This window comes from Vibrio jasicida CAIM 1864 = LMG 25398, assembly GCF_000400365.1.
GTDB classification, from domain to species: domain Bacteria; phylum Pseudomonadota; class Gammaproteobacteria; order Enterobacterales; family Vibrionaceae; genus Vibrio; species Vibrio jasicida.
Window position 1 is genome coordinate 22,285 of sequence record NZ_BAOG01000030.1, and the last position, 11,267, is coordinate 33,551.

Sequence of the window (11,267 nt, forward strand, 5' to 3'; positions counted from 1 at the left end):
CGCTCGCGGTTAACTGGTCAAAACAAGCAATAAGCGAAAGGGAGCACAAGGCTCCCTTTTTTGTACCTATTTCTTCGCAGGCGTTAAGACATAAAACCAAGATTTGATGAAGAGAAGCTTCGAATGTTTGGGAACACATAATCTAACGCTGCATTGTCACCAATCCCCATCCATTGTGCGAGTGTAGCGCCAACTTGGTCCGCTGCTATTTTCGGAATCAAACGACCTTTGGAATAGTCATCTTCGCCATCTAAGACCAGCTCAGGCCAAGTTCCAATAGGTTGGGAACCTTTTACGGCTCCGCCAATTAATAACTGATGCCCGCCCCAGCCATGGTCGGTACCGTTACCATTATTTGTCATTCTTCGCCCAAAGTCAGACATCGTAAATGTCGTGACATTGTCACTCAATCCCAAGCGTTCGATAGCTCGATACATAGCAAAGAGGTTTGTGGCGAGATCGCCAAGTAATGCAGGGTGCTTAGACAACTGTGAATCATGGACGTCATAACCGGTGTGCTTAACAAAGAAGACTTGGCGTTGTTGATTCAACACTCCTTGGCTAGCAATCAATTTATAGACCGTCTGCATTTGTTTCCCCAATGTACTGGAGGTAAACAGAGGGGCGTTATCGACATCATTCAACTGTTGAGATAAAACACCGCTCATGGTCATCGACTCATCCACCATGAGATTGAAATGGCCACTGAATGGATTGTTTGTTGGTGTCGATTGAAGTTGGTCGTAAATCTCTTTGTACAAAGGATTGCCCAAGGCACTTAGCTGTACTGCTCGGTCTTTTTTCAATACCGTTTGACGTTGTTCTAATCCTCGCAGCCAAAGTGAATCACCATGCACGCTATAAAGAGGCGTTATTTCAGAAGAAGGGCTCATTACATCCAACATTCTGCCTGCCCAGCCAAGGTTGGTAAATTCGTCCATGCCACCGCGTAACCAAGAGTTTGTCTGAGAATTATGTGAGAACAGTTGGTCTGGTAACGGTACATCACCAGATTCGATCGCCTGTTTCGTCATTGGTTGTTCTAGAATTCCGCTATTGAGCACGACGGTGGCGTCACCGTTATCAAACATCTCAGATAGTCGTGCAAGTTTAGGGTGCATTCCTAAAGGGACGGTATTACCTTGGTTGTCTTTTGCATTGAGGCCAATCGGAATGATCGTATTTTTAGCGACAGACAGTTTGCCTCTGACACTCGCATATTGGTCATAATGAAAATCAGACAATGGTAATATCGTGTTAATCGCATCATTCCCACCCGCTAAATACACACAGATTAACGCTCGAAAATCGTTGTTTGGTGAGGCGAGTGTGTAACCTGGTAGCCCAACCGTTGCCAATGCACCAAGAGAAGCGGTTCCTTTGATAAAGTTTCGACGTGAAGTGTCCATAATTCGCTCCTAATCTTGAATATAAAATTCATTGCCAGATACCGCAGTGAATATCACCAAGGCAAGTTTGGTTTTGGGTACATAGTTGGTTTGATAGTTGTCGAGGACATCGAGCATTACTTGCTTCAATCCAGTTGACGCTGTGTTAGCAAAGAAACGCGCATCAATCGCGTCTACTAGCGCGGGGTGGTTGTCTAACAAGCTGTAGAGCTCGTCCATATCAAGCGTATAAGTGGCGCCGGATTCTTTGCGTACGCTATAGAGCATAAAATTGACCAGTTCACTGTAGACAGACCAGTCAAACAGTTCATATTCGGGTGAGACCATACCTGTAAAGACGAAATCCGATGAAGGTTGGTAATTGGGAGAATAAAAGTTGAATACAGAAGGAGAACGCAAAGGTCCTTGGTTTGCAATGTTCATTAATGTCACTGCGCCATCGTATCGCGTGGCGGTTAGGGTGAACCCCGCAGCGCGATGAAAATTAGTAAGTACGAGGATTGGTTCTTTGACTTTCATGGGGCGATGAGCGGTTAAACCTCTGGCTTCGTCATCGAGCAAAACGGCTTTGATCACGGCATTCAAGTCGCCTTTCACTCCTTTACCATTGTTGTTAAACACCGAGGCGACTCTTGCGATGTATTCTGGCGTTGGGTTGGAAGTCACAAATCGTTGAATCAACAACTTAGACACAAATGGCGCAATGTTGTCGTGTGCCATCAAGAGATCAACAACTCGATTTAGTTCTTCCTCTGCTGTCAATCCGGCTGGGATGATGGTGCCCAATACCGTTTTTTCGCCCGTATCGTGACGGCTGTTAATGACGCGCATTGGCTTCACAAACAAAGTATCTGACTTGTTCCAACCTGTAAGGACACGAGCCAATTCTTGTATGTCTGCTTGCGAATATGTTGCAAGCGGTTGTCCGGTTTCTTGGTCAAATCTAACACTACCATCAAGGTTGAGTTGGTATAACCCAATAGTAAAAAGCTGCATCAATTCGCGAGCAAAGTTTTCATCAGGTAGGGCACCTGTGACGATATTTTCTTTTGCACTGCCCATCATTGAGAGATAGTTGCCCATCACTGGATGTTTCGCTGTATGAAAAAGCAAATCTCGATAGTTGCCAAATGCATGCTCAACCAACAAATCGTAATAATTGATTAAACCATCGGGTTTGCTAGAAAGAATTCCTCCATAGCGGGACACGACCAAAATTTGACTAAGTGCGTATGCCATTCGCTGTCTCAACTGATCATCCGCGGTGAGAACGGTTTGATACCACGCATTTTCTCGATTAGCTTGCGCACCTTTGCTAAACGACGTGGAGTAAAGATCACTGTGAAAAGTGGGAGGCAAAAGAATTTGTTCTGTAATCCAATCTTGGTAACTGCTTCGCTTAACCTGTTCGATTAACTGAGGTGTTGGACCAAATGTGGTTTGATAGATAAAGCGGGCATCGGCTAAATCTGGGTCATCTTCATCAGCTGAAACCGGACCAACAAAGAACAGCAGCATTGCGACAAAGCCAAGCACCCAACAAGAAATTTCGTTTTGTTTCTGACGTCTCATAGTTAACTCGCTTACCCAAAGGAACGACTTAAATCCATTTAACGGGAGTCATGAAGCTCGAAATGAGCTAATTAATAAATTTAGTGAAATCAAGCAGCTGCAAGACGGATTATAGACGGTAAAAATCACTATCAAAGCTATCAATTACAGAAAATAGTCTGGCTAGGTCTTAATTTGAGATAAGAAAAAACGGATAAGTGACTGAATAGTATTGCTACCAATCCGTTGTGATCGAACTCAAATAAAATGTGAAACTTTTTTGAATACGTAGAAATATTGGACGGGGTCACATGTCAGAAATTACGTCTGACTTCATACTGATATAACAGTTAGTTTGATGGTTGTGAGCTTTTAAGACAATTGGCTCTATAAAAAACATGCCAGAGTGATTACCTTACTGATCGATTTATTAATTAAGTTGCATAAAGCGTTAATAAGCTCACGATTGTACATAAATCGCACAAATAAATGCGACCAATAGCTAACATTTACCGGGTCGATAACTTCGACACAGTTCAATCCGCAGCTAGTAAAGAGGAGAGGTAATAGCTGCACCATAAATGTTGGATAGGAGAGCACACATGGAAGCTCGCAAAACTATGCTTGCTGTTGTTATTGCATCTACGGTCGCTGCGTGTGGCAGTGATGACAATGATGAGAGCGCCAGTCAAACGTACACACTTAATGGTACCGTCGTGGATGGGTACATCTATAACGCTTTAGTCTGGATGGACGTCGATAGAGATGGTGAGCTAGACGCCGATGAACCTCAGGCAAACACTGGCCTTGATGGTACCTACTCATTTCAAATTTCAGAAGCACAAAAGGACGCCTTAGTGGGTGTACCAATTTTGGCTCAGTTAACGAACGACTCTGTCGATGTGGGAACTGAACCCCCAACCACGATGGAAGAGTTAGAGCAGAAAATCGCTGCCAATGAAGCAGAGAAGGTCTTTGAAGATACTGAAGAAGGGCACGCCATTGTTCTTGGCATGCCCCCTTTAACACAAGCCGACTTTGATGATCTTGAAGATGGCGAACTTGATGGTCAGGTTATTAACCCTTTTACTACCCAGTTCATGAAGAGCTGACGTCTCGAATAAGCGCCGTTCTGGAAGATCAAAACCTCGATGAGTTGAGTGATGAGAAAATAGCAGCGCTGCTTGTTTCGCTTGGGAGCCTAGTGAACCAAGCAATTGACGATGCAGTCGACGAGTTAAAAGAAGAGCTTGAAGATAGCACCTTGACCGATGAAGAGCTTAAAGCCCGTTTGATGGGGGATTTTATCGCTGAAGGCGACACAGGCGAAATCCTCGAACTAGCTGAAAGTAAAGTCGACGAGCGCGTATCGGATGAACGAGTCGCCGAGGAACTGGAAGATGAAAACCCCGATGGTAAGGTGACCCATTACTCGTATACCGACAGCTACTACGGTGTGCCAGATAACATGGATATCGCTTTAGACTTTACCGTGGAAGGCAGTGAAACGGAAATTGTCGATGAAACCGCGAACACATTGACCTATCAAGCGACTGCTACAGAGTATTATCAACGAGCCGGTGTAAAAACGGTGTTCAGTACATTCACAGAGGAAGCGGTGCAGAACCTTGATGACGGTACTTTCACGGCCAAGATAACGTTTAAAGCAGACTTGAACTTCGATGGCGAGTTTGATTTCACCAGCCATGTATATGATGTCGGTGTTGCAGATGAGGGCGAGACTCGCGGTCAGTGGGAGTTTACTCGTTACATTGATGAGTCTAACCCCGCAGACTCTGGTGGTGACAGCGTCACTACCGATGACCCAGAGCGAGAGTTAAGCTACAGCACGGTTGATTTGTTCGCAGAAGCCATCATGGCTGGCGATATGTCTGGTGTGGACTTACTTCAAACCATGGTTGAGGTGGAAGAAGCAACGACTGAATACGATTACGAATCTCGTGAATTTAAAGAGTACGACCTAGACGCTGCAGTTCCTCTAGAAGCGGCTACCTATGCGCAAGTTCGTGAACGATGGGACTATGTGGATGGTGGTAACAAAGAAGTCATCATGCATGATTGGGATGCAGACGGTTCAGTTAATGAAACGACAACAAGTATGAACAATGCCGATGGCTCCGAGTCATACACGAAAGCAGGCCCAATTTGGAACTGGGATGGTTCAGTTAGCTTCGAATACCAAGTCAATTATTGGGAAGAATATACCTATACCAAGGGTGTCAACGACGACAGTCAGAAAATCGAAACGTGTGTGGGTGGCAAATATATTCTCGATGAAGCTAACGCGATCAAGAAAGTCGATGAAAATGGCGATGGTATGAGGTTCAACCGTTGGGACGAAGTGAAAACCTATTGGTCAGAGACAGATATTCGTACTCATGTTGAATGGCAACACTTTGCAATTGAAGGGTATGACTACACCTTTAACGATGGTGGACAAAAATACAGTACTTTAATCAACGACAATTACACTGGTTATCCTGATTACGTTGGTCCTTATATTGAAGATTTAGACGAACTGGTCGATGGTTGGATCGAAGAAGAGTTGTCTGAACAAGCGATCTGGTTGCGAGTCATTGGTGAGTCTATCCGTGGCGTGAGCCGCAGTGAAGGTTACGATTACTGCGAGGTCAATGAGACTGGTGCATCAGTCAATGCCGCGTTGTTGGCGTCGGAGCTAACAAACTGTGGTGGCCTACAACCATTAACGACGGATGACGTTGTCGATTCAAGGCTGACGAGACGCAAAGGAAACGGCGTTGAAGTTCGTTTCTGGGATATCTATGAAGGTGGTATGGCCGATCGCGAGACTTGGAAAGCCGATGGCAATACTGAAAACCTCGGTTGGGATTGGAGTATCACCTCAGAAGGTTACTTAAGGTTAAGCAAAGGAGACGATTTTGTCCGTTTGATTGCGCCTTACTTCAAAGGTGAATATGGCGCTGCCGTTATTATCTTTGACGAGTACTCAGATACAAGTATGAACGAAATGTGGAGTACGTATTTTGTCGATACTGTGGATTTATACATACCACCGCAACCAGAGTAAAAAAGCGAAGGTGCTTGCAGCATCAATAACGAAATAAGCACAAGAGCTTAAACTAAAAAGCCGCTCACTCATTGTATTAACACGAGTGCGCGGCTTTTTGTTTTAACGGTTTAGGCTGAACGGTTTATTTTCTCGCTAGCTTGTGATGCGCACGGGAGAAATGATCGGCACAGAATGCACCAACAATCGAAAGCTCACCTGCCAAGCATAAACCGGCAGCGACTTCTGCTAACGCTTTTGCTTTGCCATTGCCGTGCAAACCAAGGATATCCAAACACGCTTTCTGAGTTGGTAGGCCAGTACCGCCACCAACGGTGCCAACCATGATGTTTGGCAAAGTGACAGAGGTATACAGATTGCCGTGAGAATCCACATCCATTCTAGTAATACCAACCGCAGATTCTGCAACGCACGCTGCATCTTGTCCGCAGGCGATGTACAGAGCGGTGAGGGCATTGGCGTAGTGCGCGTTAATACCGATAGTGCCGCTTAGTAATCCACCTACAGTATTCATTTTGCCAAACTTGACCATCGCATCTGGTGTGGTGTGCAGGTATTTCTCGACCAAAGCTGCAGGAATCGTCACTTCAGCTGAGACTTTTTTACCGCGAACAGAGCGTAAAGTGTGGGCGTTGGCTTTCTTATCACCAGATAAGTTGCCGTCAAGGTAAGCATCAACCGGCGCGATTGGACTGTGTTCAAGAATGTAATGGAAGACTTTGTGTGTCGCGATGGTCACCATGTTCTGACCAGATGCGTCGCCCGTCACGTATTCAAACACCAAGTAAACATGATTGCCTTCGATGTTGACGTTGATGTCTTTAAGCTTGCCGTGCGTGGTGGTGGATTCTGCTTCTTTGCGGAAGATATCGTATTGAGTGACCACCCAACTGACGAACTGCGCTGCTTCTGTAAGTGATTGGAAACCAAACACGGGAGTACGACTCACGCCTTCGCAGATCAAAAGCGTACTTGCGCCACCAGCTGCGGTAATCAAGTTCGCGCCTCGGTTATAGGAGGCAACGAGAGCGGCTTCTGTTGTTGCGAGTGGTACTAAGTAGTCGTCATTCGCGAACAAGCCGTTAATGCGAAGAGGCCCAGCAACACCGACAGGGACGTTAACGGTACCAATAAAGTGTTCAATGTTGTTGGCGTATTGGTCGTAATGCGATTGTGTGAAAGGATCCAGCAGAAGATCTTTGTCCGTCATCGATTCGAGTACTTTCCAACGGCGTTCAATGTGCTTTTCCGTCAGACCCGCACTGAGGCAAAGTTTCTTTTCTGGCTTGTGGTATTTCGGTTCTAATGCCGATTGTACTTTTTCGCAGGTTTCATTATCAGAGAGTGCAGAGCTATTCCTTGCGCTGTCTAAATTTAATTTCGGCATACAAACGTTTCTTTATTCATTTGGTTTGGAATTGTAGTGATACAAAACGTGATTACAATCCCGCGTATACGTTTTGCAACAAAAGGCTGCTTAACTTCAAACTCACTGAAATCTTATTTGGCGAATAAATAGCCCTTTAAATGCTTGGTATAAAGCGTCTGGTTTTTGCGCATTTTTCTCTATATTATTGAAAATAAGATAAAAATCGGACTGATTTGAAAGGTTAAAATCGAGCAGTGAAGAGCTTAAATAGAAATTCCTTCTTTCTGTAAAAATTGTGCAAAGTGGGCGAACTACTCTAATTTGAGACTTCAAATAATGAGATTGGAATGTGGTCGGGTGGCGTAAAATGGTAAATAACTTGGTTTGCGCCACGGCATAATAGCCCCACGTTTTCAATTGAGGGTAACGTATGATTGTTTACTTTCGAGTTCAGGACGTAGAAGTGCTGTGTGATGAAATAGACCTCGCAACACTGATGCAAGCCAAGCTCAAACAATTACCAACTACCAAGCCTCAAATGGACTGAGCAGTATAACGTCACGAAGTGCTGGATGCGTTCAGCGCAATAGACTGTTTATACACTTTAGGAGATAACCCGGACACTCTTTTAAAGGCGCGCGAAAAGTGCGAAATACTGGTGTAGCCAAGTTGATTGGATATATAAGTGAGAGAGTGTCCTTCTTCCATCAATTCGCAAGAAACAGAGAACATCAATGACTCTTTAATATGCCGAAAAGAAGTGCCTTCATTCTTTAACTTTCTTTGAAAGGTTCGGACAGAATAGCTCAGCAACTGAGCCGCTTCTTCTATCGACAAATTACGCTCTCGCACATAAGGGCGCAGGAGTTCAAACACGCTATCGGTAAAACTTGTATGCCACTGGATCTGACTCGGTTCAGCGCCTAACTGTGAGTCCGATATTTGGATTGGTACGTTAAGAATGTCCGCGGGAATGTAAACACCGGTCTTCTCTTGACCCACAAATATCTGGCACTGGCTAGGAACAACACTTTTTACGATATCGCTGTTACTGCCTTGCAGGCGTACCTTACTTGGATACCAAGCGGTCTTGGTCAAAATGCTAATGAGCTCAATGATGTAAATCACAGCAAATGCTTCAGACCAGTTAGCGATTTGAGTGTCTTTCTGTTCCGAATATCGACAGAACCAGGCGTGGCCATGGTGGGTTTCGAAAGAAACGTTACTGCCAGGCGAGTCTAAACTGAAGATTTCATCTATGTGCTGCATTGAATCGCCGATGGTTTGAAATGGCACAAACTGATGCAAGACATTGGGTATAACGCGGCGACGAAAGACTAACACCAATAAGTCGGTGAATTTCGTTACGCCAAGTTGAGAAGAAGTGAGATGAATTAAACGTTTTATCGATTCAGACGGAATGTAGTCGCTCTCGGTTTGGAATAAGTCCGCAGGTAAGCCAGCGTCACTAAGTAGCTTATGCTTGTCCAAGCCATAGTCAGCAAAGACTTCGACTAGGATTCGAGCATAGTTAGTCTGAATGACAGGTAGATGAAACGTTTGATTTGGCATTTTAGCGGATACTCCTTTATCACTGTTTTATCTTAGCGCATAACGCACGGTTTTAGATATAGCTCGCTATTTATTATTCAATTAATTGAAGGTTGAGCAGGACGGTATATTCTTAAAATGTTCAATCTATTCAATGGCAAGGGGATAACATGTCCGAGAACGAAAAACAAAAACAGCCAACGGAAGTGGCAGAAAACAAAGAGACGAATAAAAAAGACAAAGTAAAGACGGTCACCAACTATTTGCTTTTGTTTATTGTCGTCATGCTCGGGTTCAGCATTGTGTCAGACCGCATCATTCCAGTGACTGACAATGCACGCGTCAAAGGCTATATCGTGCCGATAAAACCTCAGGTTTCTGGCAACGTTTTAGATATTAAGGTTCGTCCGAACCAACTTGTAGAAGAAGGTGATGAGCTTGCTGTTCTTGATAAATCTGATTACCAGATCGCGGTAAAGCAAGCTGAAGAGAATCTGGAAGTTGCTGGGCAGAACGTTGGTGCGCAAACCGCGTCCATCGCTTCGGCTCAAGCGAGATTAACTTCTGCGATTGTTGAGCGCCAAAACACTGAAGCGCAAGCCAACCGTGTTCTTGCCATGGCAGAGAAAGGCGTAGTGTCGAAATCAGACGCGGACAAAGCGAGAGCATCATTGGCAACCGCGAGAGCAAACGTAGTAAATGCAGAAGCGGATCTTGAAAAAGCGAAACAACAACTTGGCGCAGAAGGTGAAGAAAACAGCCAAGTCAAAGCGGCATTGCTGGCACTTGAGCAAGCTCAACTGAACTTAGAACGTACAGTGATTCGTGCGCCAACTCAAGGTGGTGTTTCGAACTTCAGCTTGACCGAAGGCTTCTACGCTTCAGCAGGCCAGCCAATTATGACGTTTGTGTCGACAGAAGACATCTGGATAGAAGCATACTTTCGTGAAAACAGTTTAGGCAACGTCAGCATTGGTGACGAAGTAGAAATCGCCCTCGATTTTGTTCCTGGCAAAGTCATCAAAGGCAAAGTCAGCAGCATTGACTGGGGTGTCGATTGGGGACAAAACCAACAAGCGGGTAAGCTCGCGCAAGCCAACCAACAAACAGGCTGGTTACGCCAAACGCAAATGTTACCAATCGCTATCGAGTTTGATCGCGAAGAAGTAACGGGAATGCTACGCGTTGGCGGTCAAGCAGACGTGATTGTTTATAGCGGTGACAACTTCGTGTTCAACACGCTTGGCAAACTTTGGATTCGTCTACTGAGCGTACTGTCTTATGTCCGATAATCTGAGCATTGATAACGCAACTCAACGTCGGATTCTGCGCTTCACCATTGGTGTAGGTCTGGCGGTGTTTCTCGCTGCTTGGATTAATTGGCAACTGGCGTTTGTCGCGCCGGTATTTACCGCGAAGTTCTTGGTCGATAAGCCAAACCTTCATAGAGAAACGATTTACGAGTTGCTGCTGGCATTGATTGCCACGATGGGATTGGGACTGCTTCTTTCAGGAGGCATTACTCAGTACCCAATTGTTCTACTGATTGCCGTCGGTTTGATGATGGCATGGGGTTACTACTTGTTTACTGACCCCAAATGGAATCTGTTCGCGACCATTTTGTTGATTGCGGTGTTGATGCTGCCGTTCATGGCAATAAACAATCCAGCGGTTTCCTTGGTTCTCGCGAGTGGCTTGGCGATTTCTGGAGCGGTATCGGTGGCGATTTTTGCTCTGGTTCATATTTATCTTCCAGAGCCAGACAGTGAGTTCGCTGGCTATGCGACTCCACCAATTGGCAGAGAACAACGTTGGCATGCGTCATTTCGAGCCATGTTGATTTCGTTTCCTGTGGTGTGCTTCTTCTTTATCTTTCAGATTTCAGAAGCGCTGCTCACTATGATGTTTGTCGCGTTGCTGTCTTTGATGATTACGTCAGAGAAGTCAGTCAAATTAAGCGCGTTCTTAATCATCAGTAACGGTATCGGCGGGATACTTGCCATCTTGGCTTTCTCGATTCTCGCCATTGTGCCAAGCATATTCTTTTATACCGCCTTTATTGCGTTATTGGCGGTATTGATAGGGAAGAAGATTTACACCGTGCCAGATAAGGCACCGATATTCGCCACGGCGTTCAGTACCTTGCTTGTCTTAATCGGCAGCACGCTAATGAGCTCTGGCGATATCGACAGCAATACATTTATCCGAATCTTCCAATTGGTGTTGGTCGGGACATACATGATCCTCGCATCACTCTTTTTGGAAACCAGACAATGGAAGTTTTTGCAAACATAACACTTAACAGACAGTTAAAAGG

At 45.1% G+C, this 11,267-nt stretch carries 8 protein-coding genes; 4 read left to right on the forward strand and 4 right to left on the reverse strand.

The window, feature by feature from the left end; genetic code table 11:
* Nucleotides 1-83 precede the first annotated feature (83 nt).
* Both VJL_RS09020 and VJL_RS09025 read right to left on the reverse strand, forming a co-directional pair.
* Nucleotides 84-1,409, reverse strand: coding sequence for a DUF1501 domain-containing protein (locus VJL_RS09020; RefSeq protein WP_038877332.1), 1,326 nt, complete (start codon nucleotides 1,407-1,409; stop codon nucleotides 84-86).
* A gap of 9 nt (nucleotides 1,410-1,418) precedes the next feature.
* Complete coding sequence (locus VJL_RS09025) at nucleotides 1,419-2,981, reverse strand: DUF1800 domain-containing protein (protein ID WP_038877336.1); 1,563 nt, start codon at nucleotides 2,979-2,981, stop codon at nucleotides 1,419-1,421.
* 581 nt (nucleotides 2,982-3,562) lie between these two features.
* On the opposite strand from VJL_RS09025, the gene VJL_RS29980 reads away from it, so the two are divergent.
* Together VJL_RS29980 and VJL_RS09030 are read left to right on the forward strand one after the other, a co-directional pair.
* A complete protein-coding gene (locus VJL_RS29980; RefSeq protein WP_227741127.1) occupies nucleotides 3,563-4,072 on the forward strand; it encodes a hypothetical protein in 510 nt (169 codons plus the stop codon).
* 92 nt (nucleotides 4,073-4,164) lie between these two features.
* Nucleotides 4,165-6,030 carry a hypothetical protein gene (locus VJL_RS09030; RefSeq protein WP_227741128.1) on the forward strand — a complete coding sequence of 622 codons (1,866 nt, stop codon included), beginning with the start codon at nucleotides 4,165-4,167 and terminating at the stop codon, nucleotides 6,028-6,030.
* Between the two features lie 124 nt (nucleotides 6,031-6,154).
* On the opposite strand, the gene VJL_RS09035 is transcribed toward VJL_RS09030, so the two are convergent.
* Together VJL_RS09035 and VJL_RS09040 are read right to left on the reverse strand one after the other, a co-directional pair.
* Nucleotides 6,155-7,417 (reverse strand): hydroxymethylglutaryl-CoA reductase, encoded by a 1,263-nt coding sequence (locus tag VJL_RS09035; RefSeq protein WP_038877338.1) that lies wholly within the window; start codon nucleotides 7,415-7,417, stop codon nucleotides 6,155-6,157.
* A gap of 540 nt (nucleotides 7,418-7,957) precedes the next feature.
* Nucleotides 7,958-8,971, reverse strand: coding sequence for a helix-turn-helix domain-containing protein (locus VJL_RS09040; RefSeq protein WP_038877339.1), 1,014 nt, complete (start codon nucleotides 8,969-8,971; stop codon nucleotides 7,958-7,960).
* Nucleotides 8,972-9,120: 149 nt separating this feature from the next.
* Here VJL_RS09040 and VJL_RS09045 point away from each other — a divergent pair, with 149 nt between their 5' ends.
* Together VJL_RS09045 and VJL_RS09050 are read left to right on the forward strand one after the other, a co-directional pair.
* Complete coding sequence (locus VJL_RS09045; protein ID WP_038877341.1) at nucleotides 9,121-10,242, forward strand: HlyD family secretion protein; 1,122 nt, start codon at nucleotides 9,121-9,123, stop codon at nucleotides 10,240-10,242.
* Nucleotides 10,232-11,245, forward strand: coding sequence for a DUF2955 domain-containing protein (locus tag VJL_RS09050; RefSeq protein ID WP_038877344.1), 1,014 nt, complete (start codon nucleotides 10,232-10,234; stop codon nucleotides 11,243-11,245). The genes VJL_RS09045 and VJL_RS09050 overlap by 11 nt, the downstream gene beginning before the upstream one ends.
* Nucleotides 11,246-11,267 lie beyond the last annotated feature (22 nt).

What these genes read in the sequence shown, in the direction of transcription:
- VJL_RS09050 (WP_038877344.1), top strand. Translation starts at nt 10,232, where the DNA reads ATGTCCGATAATCTGAGCATTGATAACGCAACTCAACGTCGGATTCTG.
- VJL_RS09020 (WP_038877332.1), bottom strand. Translation starts at nt 1,409, where the DNA reads ATGGACACTTCACGTCGAAACTTTATCAAAGGAACCGCTTCTCTTGGT.
- VJL_RS09040 (WP_038877339.1), bottom strand. Translation starts at nt 8,971, where the DNA reads ATGCCAAATCAAACGTTTCATCTACCTGTCATTCAGACTAACTATGCT.
- VJL_RS09025 (WP_038877336.1), bottom strand. Translation starts at nt 2,981, where the DNA reads ATGAGACGTCAGAAACAAAACGAAATTTCTTGTTGGGTGCTTGGCTTT.
- VJL_RS09035 (WP_038877338.1), bottom strand. Translation starts at nt 7,417, where the DNA reads ATGCCGAAATTAAATTTAGACAGCGCAAGGAATAGCTCTGCACTCTCT.
- VJL_RS09045 (WP_038877341.1), top strand. Translation starts at nt 9,121, where the DNA reads ATGTCCGAGAACGAAAAACAAAAACAGCCAACGGAAGTGGCAGAAAAC.
- VJL_RS29980 (WP_227741127.1), top strand. Translation starts at nt 3,563, where the DNA reads ATGGAAGCTCGCAAAACTATGCTTGCTGTTGTTATTGCATCTACGGTC.